The 13,562-nt window shown below is 49.5% G+C and carries 14 protein-coding genes; 8 read left to right on the plus strand and 6 right to left on the minus strand.

Annotated features, from left to right (window positions below):
- Positions 1 to 152: 152 nt before the first annotated feature.
- Positions 153 to 617, minus strand: a complete 465-nt coding sequence (locus ACNA05_RS12125) for an Lrp/AsnC family transcriptional regulator (RefSeq protein ID WP_415811763.1) — start codon at positions 615 to 617, stop codon at positions 153 to 155.
- A gap of 132 nt (positions 618 to 749) precedes the next feature.
- On the opposite strand from ACNA05_RS12125, the gene ald reads away from it, so the two are divergent.
- Positions 750 to 1,862 (plus strand): alanine dehydrogenase, encoded by a 1,113-nt coding sequence (gene ald / locus ACNA05_RS12130; protein ID WP_415811764.1) that lies wholly within the window; start codon positions 750 to 752, stop codon positions 1,860 to 1,862.
- Here ald and ACNA05_RS12135 read toward each other — a convergent pair.
- A complete protein-coding gene (locus tag ACNA05_RS12135; RefSeq protein ID WP_415811765.1) occupies positions 1,848 to 2,831 on the minus strand; it encodes an aldose epimerase family protein in 984 nt (327 codons plus the stop codon). The genes ald and ACNA05_RS12135 overlap by 15 nt on opposite strands.
- 85 nt (positions 2,832 to 2,916) lie before the next feature.
- Between ACNA05_RS12135 and ACNA05_RS12140 the strand changes: the two genes are divergently transcribed.
- The 3 genes from ACNA05_RS12140 (at position 2,917) to ACNA05_RS12150 (ending at position 5,054) form a co-directional block, all read left to right on the plus strand.
- Positions 2,917 to 3,744, plus strand: a complete 828-nt coding sequence (locus tag ACNA05_RS12140) for a class II aldolase/adducin family protein (RefSeq protein ID WP_415811766.1) — start codon at positions 2,917 to 2,919, stop codon at positions 3,742 to 3,744.
- Positions 3,745 to 3,895: 151 nt separating this feature from the next.
- Positions 3,896 to 4,810 carry a formylglycine-generating enzyme family protein gene (locus ACNA05_RS12145; protein WP_415811767.1) on the plus strand — a complete coding sequence of 305 codons (915 nt, stop codon included), beginning with the start codon at positions 3,896 to 3,898 and terminating at the stop codon, positions 4,808 to 4,810.
- Positions 4,811 to 4,895: 85 nt separating this feature from the next.
- Complete coding sequence (locus ACNA05_RS12150; protein WP_415811768.1) at positions 4,896 to 5,054, plus strand: hypothetical protein; 159 nt, start codon at positions 4,896 to 4,898, stop codon at positions 5,052 to 5,054.
- On the opposite strand, the gene ACNA05_RS12155 is transcribed toward ACNA05_RS12150, so the two are convergent.
- Entirely contained in the window at positions 5,014 to 5,955 is a 942-nt protein-coding gene (locus tag ACNA05_RS12155) for a carbon-nitrogen hydrolase family protein (protein ID WP_415811769.1), read from the minus strand. The two genes, ACNA05_RS12150 and ACNA05_RS12155, sit on opposite strands and share 41 nt — an antisense overlap.
- Positions 5,956 to 6,069: 114 nt before the next feature.
- On the opposite strand from ACNA05_RS12155, the gene ACNA05_RS12160 reads away from it, so the two are divergent.
- Positions 6,070 to 7,464 (plus strand): pilus assembly protein TadG-related protein, encoded by a 1,395-nt coding sequence (locus tag ACNA05_RS12160; RefSeq protein ID WP_415811770.1) that lies wholly within the window; start codon positions 6,070 to 6,072, stop codon positions 7,462 to 7,464.
- A 28-nt stretch (positions 7,465 to 7,492) separates the two neighbouring features.
- On the opposite strand, the gene purT is transcribed toward ACNA05_RS12160, so the two are convergent.
- Both purT and ACNA05_RS12170 read right to left on the minus strand, forming a co-directional pair.
- On the minus strand, positions 7,493 to 8,680 hold the full coding sequence (gene purT, locus ACNA05_RS12165; protein WP_415811771.1) for a formate-dependent phosphoribosylglycinamide formyltransferase: 1,188 nt from the start codon (positions 8,678 to 8,680) through the stop codon (positions 7,493 to 7,495).
- Positions 8,681 to 8,764: 84 nt separating this feature from the next.
- Entirely contained in the window at positions 8,765 to 9,598 is an 834-nt protein-coding gene (locus ACNA05_RS12170; RefSeq protein ID WP_415811772.1) for a DUF4198 domain-containing protein, read from the minus strand.
- Between the two features lie 265 nt (positions 9,599 to 9,863).
- Between ACNA05_RS12170 and ACNA05_RS12175 the strand changes: the two genes are divergently transcribed.
- Positions 9,864 to 10,295 (plus strand): hypothetical protein, encoded by a 432-nt coding sequence (locus ACNA05_RS12175; RefSeq protein WP_415811773.1) that lies wholly within the window; start codon positions 9,864 to 9,866, stop codon positions 10,293 to 10,295.
- The gene (locus tag ACNA05_RS12180) at positions 10,292 to 11,011 is read left to right on the plus strand and encodes an anti-sigma factor (protein WP_415811774.1); all 720 of its coding nucleotides are present in this window, start codon (positions 10,292 to 10,294) and stop codon (positions 11,009 to 11,011) included. The genes ACNA05_RS12175 and ACNA05_RS12180 overlap by 4 nt, the downstream gene beginning before the upstream one ends.
- A 49-nt stretch (positions 11,012 to 11,060) precedes the next feature.
- On the opposite strand, the gene ACNA05_RS12185 is transcribed toward ACNA05_RS12180, so the two are convergent.
- Entirely contained in the window at positions 11,061 to 11,636 is a 576-nt protein-coding gene (locus ACNA05_RS12185) for an RNA polymerase sigma factor (protein WP_415811775.1), read from the minus strand.
- Between the two features lie 243 nt (positions 11,637 to 11,879).
- Between ACNA05_RS12185 and ACNA05_RS12190 the strand changes: the two genes are divergently transcribed.
- A complete protein-coding gene (locus ACNA05_RS12190; protein ID WP_415811776.1) occupies positions 11,880 to 13,427 on the plus strand; it encodes a DUF4331 domain-containing protein in 1,548 nt (515 codons plus the stop codon).
- The last annotated feature ends 135 nt before the right edge of the window (positions 13,428 to 13,562 follow it).

The raw sequence follows: 13,562 nt of genomic DNA on the forward strand, positions 1-13,562 counted from the left end.
TCATTTTCCTTTAGACTTGGCCTTACCTAATCGCCTCGTCACGGTCTATGCAAAAGCCTGACTTTTTTCACTTTCCGGCGTGAAATTTCGGCCATGTAATTTCCATGACCCATAGAGGCATTATTTTCTTCGTTCGCAAAGCCCAACAGTGTTCATGCTTTCCGGGGGGGATAGCCGCCCCATCGTTTCACGGTTTTCATGACGAGCGCCGATTGAATCCGGCTGACATGGGGCAGGGCGGCAATGACGCGGCGATATAATCGTTCATATTCTTTCGTATCGGGCGCGGCCACCTTTATAAGATAATCTGCAATGCCGGTCATAAGGTGGCATTCCAGCACCTCAGGTCTGGCCAGCGCAGCTTTCTCAAAGGCTGACAGGATCGCTTCGCTTTGCCCTTCAAGTGTGACTTCCACATAAAAAGTCATGTTGAACCCAAGCTTTTCTCCGTTAAGCCGAGCTGCATAGCGTTCAATGACGCCGTCCTTTTCCAATATCCCAATACGGCGATGACAAGCTGACGCCGAAAGTCCCACGGCGTCTCCGATTTCTGCAATGGATTGACGGCAATTACTTTGTAAAAGGGTAAGGATCTTTCGATCAATCTCGTCAATCATAGAGCATAATCCATATAATCAGTAAATTTGATGTATAATATTCGAATATTGTCATGAAAGTCGAATGAAATTAGACAATTTATCGAAACAGCCTCTGTTACGTCCCCCTTAAACGCATAAATGGAGTTAATAATGCTTATTGGTGTCCCAAAAGAAATTAAAAACCACGAATACCGCGTCGGCCTGACGCCGGAATCTGTGGCTGAACTAGTTCAAGACGGCCAAAGCGTCGTCATGGAAACTCAGGCCGGCGCTGGAATTGGGGCTTCAGATGAAGAATATATAGCAGCAGGCGCTACTATCGCGCAGACCGCTAAAGAGATTTTCGACACTGCCGAAATGATCATCAAGGTCAAGGAGCCGCAAGCCAATGAGCGCGCCATGCTCCGTGAAGGCCAAATCCTCTATACATTCCTTCACTTGGCACCTGATGCGCCTCAGACGAAAGACCTGATTGAAAGTGGTTCTGTTTGTATTGCCTATGAAACGGTTACGGATGACCGAGGCTTTTTGCCTCTTTTGCGCCCGATGAGCCAAGTCGCGGGCCGTTTGTCCATTCAGGTCGGTGCGAAAGCTTTGCAAAAAGACGGCGGCGGACGCGGCGTTTTGCTCGGCGGCGTTCCCGGGACAGCTCCTGCGAAAGTCGTGATTATCGGCGGCGGTGATGTCGGCTTTAACGCGGCGCAAATGGCCGTTGGTATGCAAGCGGACGTCACGATTTTGGACCGCAGCAACACACGCATGGAGGAGCTGTCTTATTACTTTGGAAATAAGGCAAAAATTGTTCGGTCGACACCCGCTGTTCTGGACGAACTTTTGACAACTGCAGACTTGGTAGTTGGCGCTGTTTTAATCCCGGGCGCGTCCGCGCCCAAACTCGTGACGCGTGAGCATTTGTCGACAATGCTGGACGGGGCCGTTCTCGTGGATGTGGCGATTGACCAAGGCGGGTGTTTTGAAAGCTCTCGCGCCACGACCCATGATGACCCGACTTATATTGTCGATGGTGTTGTGCATTACTGTGTGGCCAATATGCCGGGGGCTGTGGCCCGCACGTCAACTTACGCGCTCAACGCCGCGACTTTGGTACATGCCAAGCGTCTGGCGCGTCTGGGCTGGAAAGAAGCGCTGGCATCTGACCCGCATTTGTTAAATGGCCTGAATGTTTGCGAAGGCAAATTGACAATTGAAGCCGTTGCCGAAGCGCAGGGCCTTGACTGGGTTCCGGCCTCAAGCTGCGTCTAAATTTTCTATTTTATAGAGAATAGTAAAAGCCCAGCTTTGGCCGGGCTCTAAAATTATATCGCCCAGAGCGGGCAGGTTAACAGTATTGGGCGGGAATTGCGGTTCAAACGCGATTCCTGCCCCGTTTGTATAGGGATCTTGCCGCTTTCCCTTGATTTGGCCCAGCTTATGGCCTGTATAGATTTGAAGTCCGGGAAGGTCCGAAAGTATTTTTAGACGCCGCAGGCCGTCCGGCGAGCTCAAGGTGACCATCGGGCGTATTCCGGTTTCCGGCACCACAAAATGATGGTCAATTTCTGTCGACCCTATTTTTGCTGAAGCCCCGAGTTCCAATTCCGAGCCTTCTATTGGACGTGCGTTGCCATGATTAATGCCTTGCGCGTCTGTTTCAAAATAATGCGTCGCTTCAGTTGTTAGGAAGTGCTCAGAAACACCGCCGCCGCCCAGATTGAAATAGCTGTGTCCCGTCAGGCTGATTGGCGTCGGCGCATCTGTTTTGGCCAACAATTCAAGACGAAGGCTATTTTTTTCCAGAGTATACCGGAACTCGGCCGTCACATTTCCGGGGTAGCCTTGGAATCCGTCCGGGCTGATATGACGAAAAACAACAGAAGACCCTTCAACCCGTCCCTCCCAATTAACCCGGTCAAATCCTACAGGGCCGCTGTGAAGGGCGTTTTCGTTTTCATTGGCGCTGACTGAAATGTTTTGGCTGTCCAGCGGAAACCTGGCTTTCTCAATGCGGTTGGATACCCGTCCAATCGCGGCGCCAAAATAAGGGTGAGGTGCAAGATAGTCGTCTAAATTATCGAATCCCAGAACGATATCTGTTCCGTCGGGGAGGCAGAAAGACTGCAACGTCGCGCCATAACTTAGAAGAGTCACGGAGAGGCCAGTCGACGTTTTTAAGGTGAAGCTGTCTACGTGGTCCCCGTCCGGTAATGTGCCAAATCTTTGAATAGGTATCATGCGCCTGCCTTACGCGCCGAGCTGTCGCTTGCCAAGGCGGGGGGCAATGCCGCATATTAAATTCTAATTTAGTGAGGACAAAGTTATGAATACGCAAAGCGCCGTCAATGCCAGCTCCGGTTTCATGATCCCGGACCCGACAGAAGTTCCAAGATTAGAAGGAAAAGTCTCGGACACAGAGTGGACGCTTAGAAAGCAACTGGCGGCGACCTATCGACTTTGCGCGCTTCATGGGTGGTCAGACCTTGTGTTTACCCATATCTCTGTTCGCCTTCCAGATGAGGACGGGGAGGAGCGTTTTCTGATTAATCCCTACGGCGTCATGTTTGACGAAATGACCGCCAGCGCTCTTGTTAAAATCGATCTGGAGGGGAAAATCTGTCAGGATACGCCCTATTTTGTCAATCCTGCAGGGTTTACAATTCATTCCGCGGTTCACATGGCGCGAGAAGATGCCGGATGCGTCATCCACGTCCACACACCTTATGGCATAGCCGTAAGCGTTCAGAAAAAAGGCCTGCGCCGCTATACGCAGTTTTCCATGCAGGTACAGCACGACCTCGCCTATCATGATTATGAAGGCATTGCGCTGGAACTGGAGGAGCGCGAACGTATCGTTAAAGATTTGGGAGACAAATCTCTTATGCTCTTACGAAATCACGGAACCCTGACATTGGGCAAAACCTGCGGCACCGCCTTTTTGCGCATGTATTTTTTGGAAAATGCCTGCAAAACTCAAATTCTGGCGCAATCCGTTGGGTCTGAGGACGCCCTGCATGAAGAGCCTGAAACGATGGGGCAAAAAGTATATCAGCAGGGGTCTGCCGCTTTCGTTCCAGGTATGGGCGACAACCTCGTCTGGCCGGGGCTTATGCGAAAGTTGCAAAGATCAAATCCCGGTTATGATCATTAGAGCTTAGCAAGATTAAAATGTTGTCCGTTTGACCTGACACGTCGAAACCAGACTGTAATAAGTCCATATTAAGCCTAAGAGCTTTAGGTGAAATCATGGTAGAGGTTACCAAACAGGTCTGGGGGAATGACCAAAAGGGACAGACAAGTTTATGATTTCAGAAATTTGCGCTTTATATTTATCGGGGGCGAGTTTTGTTCTCCCAACTGAATGCGCCGTTGATCCGGCCTCCCGAACCGCCGTTTATTACGAAACTTTTGACGCCAAGCCGCCGAAGCCCAAACCCGTAAGGCGGCCGCGCCCCCGGATAATTGATCATTCCAAGCCGTCCCCGGCCTCGCGCAATATGGCGGTCATTCCGCCTGGCAGTTTTATGATGGGCAGCCCGGCAGACGAAGTGCGGCGCGATAATAATGAAGGCCCGCGTCATAAGGTAAACATAGATTATACCTTTGAGATCGGAAAATATGAGATCACCTTCAATGATTGGCGCAAATGTGTGGCGGGAGGCGGGTGTCGGGGGTATCGCCCAAAGGACGGTGGATGGGGACGGGGCAATCGTCCGGCCATTTATATCAGCTGGAATGACGCGCAGAGCTATATTAAGTGGCTAAACCGGACGACGGGATATAGATACCGCCTGCCGACGGAGGCCGAGTGGGAATATGTGGCACGCGGGCAAACGAAAGAACCCTTTTCGACCGGTACGTCTATTTCAGCCGCGCAAGCGAACTTCAACGGCGAACACCCTTATGGCGACGCGCCTACAGGGCAGTATCGCCGAAAGACACTGCCGGTGGGAAGCTTTGCTGCCAATAAATTCGGCGTCTATGATATTCATGGCAATGTTTATGAATGGGTGCAGGACTGTTGGAATCCAAGTCATGTCGGGGCTCCGGTAAATGGTAGCGCCCGTACTGATGGCGACTGCAAATTCAGGATTATGCGCGGAGGCTCTTGGGTTACCCATGGATATCAGATGCGCGCCTCAAAACGCCTGCGTTATACAACCGATTACAGATATGATGATTATGGCTTTAGGCTCGCGCGAACCATAGAAAAGTAATTCGTGGGCTTTTGGAGAAGGCAGAGTATGAAATCCTAATAGTGAAAATCTGCCGGACTGGGGTCGTCACCAAAACCGAATTTGGATGGAATTTTCTGCCAATGTCGCTGATATTCAAACGGGCATGAAGACAGATGTAATGCAGGACAAAATCGACGCGTTGGAAACCGGACTATTGAATAAACTTTCGGAGCTTGAGGCGCTCAGTCCTCAAACCTCACCGTCGATTGACGCTGTCGATTAACTCTTAATTGGGTGACGTCCGGGCGGGAATAATGACCGGCCGGATCGAAGTTCTGGCGCTCCTGCCGAATTTTCGCCGGGTCGAGCTTGCAATAACGAAGTCCGGTTTCGGCTTTTAGAGGCGGCAAAACCCAGCTGCCGTCAGGTGCAGCGACACAGGAGCCTCCATCTGCCGGCATGTCTCCGAGTGAGGCTCTGATTTCTTCCGCAAAGGGCGTGTCGTCTTTGACACAATCGGGAGTCATGACTGAGCCAACAGAGACGCAATAGCTTCGGCCTTCTTTGGCCAGAACAGGCGTTAAGTCCTCGGTGTTTCTCATATTTCCGGGCCAGCAGGCGATGTGAAGGTCTTCGCCTTGGCCGTAAAGCGCCGCGCGCGTGAGCGGCATCCAGTTTTCCCAACAATTCAGGCCGCCGGCCGTAAAATCGCCCAGCTTATGAGTGACAAGCCCCGCGCCGTCCCCGGGACTCCAAACCAGTCTTTCTTCGTAGGTTGGTTGAAGTTTTCTATGAACTGAACAAATAATTCCCTCTTTGTTTATATAGACATAGCTACAGTAAAGCGAATGGCCGGAGCGATCATGAGGGCGTTCGATAATACCAAGATAGGCGGCCATCCCCGCCGTTTTCAAAGCCGAGCAGACCCCGTCGAGATGTCCGTCCTCAATGGTGACGGACTGATTGGCATAATGCGCGAAAATTTCTTTCTGTTTTGGATTATCAAAAGCGGCGCCGCCTGTCCCGTCTAGCCAGAAAGGATAGCCGGGGACAAAACCTTCGGAGAAGACAATCAGATCTGCTTCTTCTTTGGATGCGGCTTCAATGGTTAGAATAACCTGCGCCAAACCCTCGTCGCGATTTAACCAAACGGGCGAGAGCTGGGGAAGAGCCAATTTTAACATTTACAAGCCTTGAAAAGCCGGGTGTGTTTCGGGGTTAACGCCATTTTAACCATGACTTCAAAGTCATTGCTAAGGGAATTTTGCTACACAGTTCCAAAAATATTGGGATTGGGTATGTTTAAACAGTTTAAAAAATCAACCTCAGGTAATTTCGCGATAATCGCGGCGATTGGTTTATCTGTTATGCTTGTCGCCATTGGCGCGGCGGTCGATTTTACCTCCGCCACGAACAAACAGCAAAGCCTTCAGGATATGGTGGATAATGCCACTTTGGCGGCGGCCCAGATAAAAGACGGACGCCGGAAAGACATGCAAATCATGGTCGATAAGGTCATCGCGCAGCACAATACCGGAAATTGGCCGATAAAAGCGAAAGTGCGGCTAAAGAACGATGTCGTTTATGTTGAAGCGTCTACGCAATATAAAACAGTCTTAATGGGAATAGTCGGGAAGGATAAAGTAGACATAAATGCGGACGCTGGCGCGCCATTATCAAAATCAACGCCAATTAATTTGGCGCTGGTCTTGGATACGACAGATTCAATGTATGGCGACAATATTCGGGATTTGAAAATTGCGGCGAAGGAAATGGTATCGGTTATGGAAGACGCCGAAACTGATGTTCGCATGGCCGTGATACCCTTTGGGAAATACGTAAATGTGGGAATGAAAAACAAACGTGCCCATTGGATAGACACGTCAAAAGACGGGACGTACCGAGAGTATGAGCATTGTTACAATGAACAAAGAACGATTAAAAAGAGAGAGTGTCGCGGTACGGGTCAGTACCGATACGAAGACATTATTGTCGACGGACAATATAGAGGTCAACGACGCATTGAAGAAAAAGAATGCACACCAGGCGAATACGAACCTACGGGACGTCGAATTTGCAACATGCGCCGAACGAACTATACTTGGTATGGATGCGTTGGGTCACGCCAATCACCTGATAATGAGCGGGCCCCTTACGCGTCCCGCCATATTCCTGGCATTATGAACGAGCGCTGCGGCACGGAAATGCTTCCTCTCGTTAAAAACCTCCGACGAGTGACTAGAAAGATTAATGATCTTGAAGTCAGGGGGGAGACTTATATGCCTTCCGGCGTGATTTGGGGGTGGCGTGCGTTGCAGAAAGATGCGCCACTCACCGAAATACGAAAGACCTATAAGAAGAAAAGAAGCACAGACCCCATCAATGCAATGGTCGTCATGACGGACGGGCATAATACTTTATCCCAACAGAATGGTCAGATAACGCATAATGGCCGGAATGAAGACGATGCGAACAAACGAACAGAGCGAATTTGCGAGTCGGCCAAGAAAGACGGAATACAAATATATACGGTGGGATACCGCATGGGAGCCGGACGAGGTGCCATGGAAAAACTCCTCAAGTCGTGCGCCTCAGAACAGGACAATTTCTTTGATGCAAAAAATGCTGAAGAACTCAAAAGTGCATTTAAGAATATCGCGGACAGGCTAAACATGACCCGTCTGACGATTTAGAGTCAGTTTGGCCGTAAAGCTGCGCGCTCTAACTTTTATAATTAATTTTTACGGCCTGCGCGCAAGCGCGGGCTTTTCGTCTAGCAGTCTCAATTGTATCGGCGCGAGCAACAGTAACTCCGAGGCGTCTGGAACCGTTAATTTCTGGTTTTCCGAAAAGCCGAATCTGCGTGTCAGGTTCAGAGAGCGCTTCGTCAAGATTTTCATAATGAATATCACTAGACTGGCCTTGCCCCATAATAACGGCGGAGGCCGAAGGCCCAAACTGACGGATTGCCGGTATTGGCAGTCCGAGTATCGCTCTAACATGTAAAGCAAACTCAGAAAGATCCTGACTTATGAGCGTTACCAGACCGGTATCATGAGGTCGGGGGGAAACCTCAGAGAATATAACTTCGTCCCCTTTGATAAATAATTCAACACCGAAAAGACCATATCCGCCCAAGGCTTCTGTGACAGCCTCTGCCATGTGCTGAGCCGCTTTTAAGGCGGCGTTGCTCATTTTCTGGGGCTGCCAGCTTTCTCGGTAATCCCCGTCTTGCTGTAAATGGCCGATAGGGGCGCAAAAGGATGTGCCGCCGCTGTGGCGAAGCGTCAGAAGCGTAATTTCATAATCGAAATCGACAAAACCTTCGACGATGACGCGAGATGCCCCCGTGCGGCCATCCTCTTGAGAGTAACGCCAAACCTCGCCCATATCGGTTTCTTTGCGGGCGGTGCTTTGCCCTTTGCCGGAGCTACTCATGACCGGTTTAACGATGCACGGCAGGCCAATTTCTTTCATCGCCTGGCGCATTTCTGTTTCGCTATCCGCGAAAGAATAAGGGGACGTCTTCAAACCCAATTCTTCAGCTGCCAAACGCCGAATTCCCTCTCTATTCATGGTAAGCTGCGTAGCCCTCGCTGTCGGAACTATATTAAATCCTTCGCTTTCCAGGTCAGCCAGCGTGCCTGTCGCGATGGCTTCAATTTCAGGGACAACAAGGTCTGGCGTCTCTTGTTCCATTAACGCCCGCAGCGCTGCCCCGTTCGTCATATCAATAACATGGGATCGGTGTGCGACCTGCATGGCCGGGGCGTTTGAATATCGGTCAACTGCAATCACTTCAGCACCGAAACGTTGTAACTCAATCGCCACTTCTTTCCCGAGTTCGCCGCTGCCTAATAGCATAACTTTTTTGGCCGAAGCACAATGCGCCGTTCCGATAGATGTCATAATAAGGAGCTCCTGTTTGCAACGACGTTAGCAAAGTCTAACCATAGAAGCCAAACAGAAGCCTCAAATATCTGGGACCTGAATCTAATTAATAGAAAAACTCAAACTGGAGAAAATTGTATCATAATCTGCGCGGGACGTATCTTCCATGGGGTCAGACCAAATCGCATGCAGCATCCAATCCCCCGTGTCGGGTTTTGGAAAAGAAACTTTTCCTTCGGCATCTGACTTTTGAGAATCAACCTGACCTTTATTCGTATCAAGACTGACGAGCTTGACATTTACTCCCGGCATAGCTTGCCCTCTGTAGTAAATATGAGCTGATAAACTCTCTCCATCTTGAAGTCTCACGGGGTTGGTCGTTGGGACCACTTCCAGGGTAAGGCCCAGCGGCGATGTGACATAAGACGGGTCTGAGTCGCCAGGCTCTCCAACATTGACAATCGTCTTGCCGCGTCGAGAATAAATTTCGGTGCCAGGCTCGCTTATTTTACGTTTGGAAACGCGGTCGATCTGGATCGGCGTAAGGCCTTCCTCGTCAAGATAATCATTAAATTTTTCAGCCTCTAGCTCTGAATAGGCGCTTGTTGTCTCAATCGTCAGAACGTGAACGCCTTCACTGTCAAAAGAGAGTGACATTGGGTCGTTTGCGTCAGACCCAGAAATAAGGCTTTGCTGGTCTAATATGCCGTTCGGTCCGACGGAGCGGAGGGAGACAACTCTATGCGGGCTAATTGACCAACTGTTTTGGTCTTCTGGATGGCCTACCATAATCGATAAATCTGTCGTTTCTCCGATCTCAGCGGAGTAACTCCCAGGGGCAATCCAGAAGTCATGCGCGCTCGCGGGCGCAGAAAATCCAAGCCAGACTGAAGCTCCAAGGCAGAGAAGTAGCGGCGTAATTTGAGTTTTTATCATAAATCAGATCCATGCGTTTTGGAGGAGGAATAGGTGTGCTTATGTGAAATACGCTAAAAAACAAAATTTGGGCGCAAGTAATTTATCAATAAACTCCTCGTAATTGCACCTAAGGCCGGAGTCAGCGCGTAACTGTTTATAGTTTAACTCAGTTTAATGTGATATGATGATTCGGTTCAATAAAGAGAGACAGAGCTTTTAAATCATAATGCGTGAAGAGCTAGCTACATTAATTGTCCGACTTCGGACGGAAGGGAAGATGGCCATGTCAGGCATATATGATCTGACATCCTCGCATATTTACGGATTGATTTATCGCGTTGTCGATAATGAAAATGGGGCAACGCGTGTTTTGAAGGCAGTCTATCGACGTCTCTGGGAACAGCGTCATGAATTTGAACGAAAGAGCCTCGAGCCTTTGGATTGGTTGAGAGCGACGGCGCATCGCTATGCAATGGATTATAAAACAGCAAAATCCATTATTTGCGATACGCCAGCGATTTCCCAGAAAAAGTCTGATGGGGCGTCACAACAACAAAAATTGGATTTGTCCGAGGAAGAGAAAATGCTCTTAAAGCATGCATACCTTGAGACCGAATCTCTTGCAGACTTATCTGCGAGATTTAACAATAGCGAAGAGCGTATTGCGGGGAAGCTTGAGCTCATTAATCAGAAAATTAAACGGTTTGGCCAATGACCGATACACGTAAACATAATGAAGCGTTAGCGATCGCCTATCTGACAGGGCAGGCGGATCAAAAGGAGGTCGAGGCTTACCGGAAAGCTTATACCGAAGACGAAAGCTTTCGGGAGGTTGTTCGCGATATTGAGGTCTGGCTGGCTCCGCTCAATAGCGGCACGGAAGACCGGGTGCCTCCCCCGTATGTTTTTGATAATATAATGTCCGAAATCGGGTCAGATGACGCTGACTCGGCTCAGAAAATTATTCAGGCGATGAACGACAATCATTCCGGCAGGTGGAAGGCCATTGCGGCTGCGGCTTCAGTTATTGCTGTCCTGGCTATTGGCTCTCATTTCATTGGCACGGCCCCGGAAGCGCCTTTAACGAACCAAGAACAGATGATGGCTTTATTGTCTGGCGAAGAAAGTCCGCCCCTGGTCGCTATTATTTACAATCCTGTGACAAATGAAGTCGTGGCGAAATTATCTAACGTGAATATTCCCGAAGATGGCGATTTGCAACTCTGGTTGATACGTGAAGGAGAAGAAGGCCCGATTTCATTGGGTGTAATGGATCAGGCTGTAGACGATAAGCCAGTTGCTTTCTCCGTGCCTGAGACTCTCCAAACCGGAACAGATGTTCTGGCGATTAGTCTTGAACGAAAAGGCGGCTCGCCGTCTGCAGGACCTGAAGGGCCGGTTCTTTACACAGGCGCTATCGGCACAATTTAAAATATACTGAAAGATGTTTGGAGGGGTTCAGTAAACTTTTAAAACAATTTTAGAGAAGTGTTTCCAGTTTAGTTGAATCTATCTGAGTGCGCAATTTTTTCAATCCGCGCCTGACCCAGCTTTTGACGGTGTTGGGGGAAACCCCAATCGTTTCAGCGATTTCGCGAGAGCTGAGGCCATGAACGACATTCAACATGATCGCTTTGGACATATCCGAAGGCAGGCTCTCAAGGTAAGGGTCTAAGAATCTCTTGAGCAGCATAGCTTTGGCACCCGCATCCGCTTTGGCTGTTTCGTCCGGTAGGGTGTCGATCAATTCCGTAGTGTTAGGGCGTCTTTTCAACTTCCTCAATTGGTCAATAGCGCGGTTGCGTGTGACCACGAGTATCCAAGTGAAAGCTTTGCCTTTTTCGGGATTGAAAGAGCCGGAATTTCTCCAGATAGAAATATAGGCCTGTTGTAAAATGTCATGAGCTAGGGCTTCATCCTTCACCATGCCACAAATAATAGCGTTGAGTTTCCCGGATGTAAGGGTGTAAATTTTTTCAAATGCTTGATGATCTCCCAAAGCGCACTTCGACAAGCAATCTGCCAAAATCATATTTTCTTCGCTGAGAGAGTCCAAGGCCCCGATCCTTTGGTCAGATTTAAATATACTAAGCCTTACAGTAACATAGGTTCCATGATTTCACGACGAATCTTGTATGTTTTGTAACTTTTTTGTCGATTTCTCCAAAAAAGGTCAGCGTTACTGCACCAAATAATACAACCGGGGCGTAACTGAAGCACCACTAACCGCTTACAGTTTATCTTGTGATCCTGTGTGTTCGCTAAAAATGGCAGCTGTAAAAGAAATTGAGGACGAAGAATGCCAAAACTTATAAAAACAAACTCCAAAGCCTTTCGGAACCTGCTCTTAGCAGGAAGTATGATGGCTGTAGCCGGTGCTGGCGTAGCCCCTAGTTGGGCTTCAAGCCATAGAGAGGCCCCTGCTATTACAGAAACGCCTAAAGTAGACGGGACAGACTTCTATATGTTCCGAAGCTATGAGCCCGGCCGCGAAGGTTTCGTGACGTTCATTGCCAACTATCAGCCACTTCAAGCGCCTTATGGCGGGCCGAACTACTTCACAATGGATCCAGACGCGATCTATGAAATTCATATTGATAGCGATGGCGACGCCGTCGAAGATATCACTTATTCTTTTGATTTCGACAATAGCCTGGTCAATGACGGTCAAGGCGTGACCCTTGATATCGGCGACGAGACGGTCCCCATTCCCTTGCGTTATGCTGGCCCAGTAACAGCGGGTGACAGTTCTAATCTTGCGGAAAATGAGACTTACCAACTCACTGTGATTGAAGGAGACCGTAAATCCGGCACGCGGACAACGATCGACCAAACGTTCGTCAAGCCGCTCGATAATGTCGGCAACAAGACATTGCCTGATTATGAAGCATATGCCGATCAATACATGTATGATGTAACGTTACCGGGCTGTTCAACAGCGGGCCGGGTGTTTGTTGGTCAACGTGCTGATGCATTTGCTGTGAATCTGGGCGAAGTCTTCGATCTCGTCAATCTAGTGCCTCTGGAAGGTTCTATTGAGCAAAGCGAAGCCAATAACGAACTATCAGATTCTAATGTTACGACCTTTGCTCTGGAAGTCCCAATCGAATGCGTTACCGGAAACGGCAATGGCGTCATTGGGGCATGGACAACAGCAAGCCTGCCGCAAGCGTCCTTAAAAGACCCAACGCCAACTTATGAGGATCCTTCGTTGCAAGGCGGCGCCTATGTTCAGGTGTCACGTCTTTCTGCTCCGCTAGTCAATGAAATTGTAATTGGCTTGCCGACAAAAGATCTCTTTAATGCGTCAGAGCCTAAAGATGATGCTCAAGCTGCCGTATTTGTCACCAATCCGACATTCCCGGCTTTGATTGATATTTTGTTCCGTGATGCCCTAGGTGCTGACGGAAACATTGCACCGTCAAACATACCCCGGACTGACTTGGTTGCTGCGTTCCTAACGGGTTTCCCAAATGTGAACCAACAGGCCACTGTGACAGCGTCTGAAATGATGCGACTAAACACAGCTATCGCCGCGACCCCACAAGCTGCTCAGAGCAATCTCGGCGTTGCCGGCGATGACTTGGCAGGCTTCCCGAATGGACGTCGTCCAGGCGATGATGTCGTCGATATCGAACTTCGCGTCGCAATGGGCGCCTTATGCTACGAAATTCCGGTCAATGGAACGCCAACAAATCTTGGCTATTGTATGCCGGAAGATGCGCCAGTAGGGGACGAGCCCTTTACAGACGGCGCTCCCGTGACAGCTATGGATGTTCAAAATGAATTCCCATACCTGAATACACCTTATCCAGGATCTCCAACCGATGCAGGAGGGGAGGGCTAGATGAAAACGCCAACAAATTCTATTAAATTGGTTTTGACGGCGAGCGTTGCGGCGTTCGCGCTTGCGGCCTGTGGTGGAGGAGGTAATGATTTTACGCCCCCACCGACAGGTGAAGTGCCCCCGCCGCCTCCGCCT

Source organism: Litorimonas haliclonae (assembly GCF_965138505.1).
Lineage (GTDB): Bacteria > Pseudomonadota > Alphaproteobacteria > Caulobacterales > Maricaulaceae > Litorimonas > Litorimonas haliclonae.

Bases quoted from the DNA above. Each gene is read 5' to 3' on its own strand.
- ACNA05_RS12125 (WP_415811763.1), bottom strand. From the start codon at position 617: ATGATTGACGAGATTGATCGAAAGATCCTTACCCTTTTACAAAGTAAT.
- ald (WP_415811764.1), top strand. From the start codon at position 750: ATGCTTATTGGTGTCCCAAAAGAAATTAAAAACCACGAATACCGCGTC.
- ACNA05_RS12135 (WP_415811765.1), bottom strand. From the start codon at position 2,831: ATGATACCTATTCAAAGATTTGGCACATTACCGGACGGGGACCACGTA.
- ACNA05_RS12140 (WP_415811766.1), top strand. From the start codon at position 2,917: ATGAATACGCAAAGCGCCGTCAATGCCAGCTCCGGTTTCATGATCCCG.
- ACNA05_RS12145 (WP_415811767.1), top strand. From the start codon at position 3,896: ATGATTTCAGAAATTTGCGCTTTATATTTATCGGGGGCGAGTTTTGTT.
- ACNA05_RS12150 (WP_415811768.1), top strand. From the start codon at position 4,896: ATGGAATTTTCTGCCAATGTCGCTGATATTCAAACGGGCATGAAGACA.
- ACNA05_RS12155 (WP_415811769.1), bottom strand. From the start codon at position 5,955: ATGTTAAAATTGGCTCTTCCCCAGCTCTCGCCCGTTTGGTTAAATCGC.
- ACNA05_RS12160 (WP_415811770.1), top strand. From the start codon at position 6,070: ATGTTTAAACAGTTTAAAAAATCAACCTCAGGTAATTTCGCGATAATC.
- purT (WP_415811771.1), bottom strand. From the start codon at position 8,680: ATGACATCTATCGGAACGGCGCATTGTGCTTCGGCCAAAAAAGTTATG.
- ACNA05_RS12170 (WP_415811772.1), bottom strand. From the start codon at position 9,598: ATGATAAAAACTCAAATTACGCCGCTACTTCTCTGCCTTGGAGCTTCA.
- ACNA05_RS12175 (WP_415811773.1), top strand. From the start codon at position 9,864: ATGTCAGGCATATATGATCTGACATCCTCGCATATTTACGGATTGATT.
- ACNA05_RS12180 (WP_415811774.1), top strand. From the start codon at position 10,292: ATGACCGATACACGTAAACATAATGAAGCGTTAGCGATCGCCTATCTG.
- ACNA05_RS12190 (WP_415811776.1), top strand. From the start codon at position 11,880: ATGCCAAAACTTATAAAAACAAACTCCAAAGCCTTTCGGAACCTGCTC.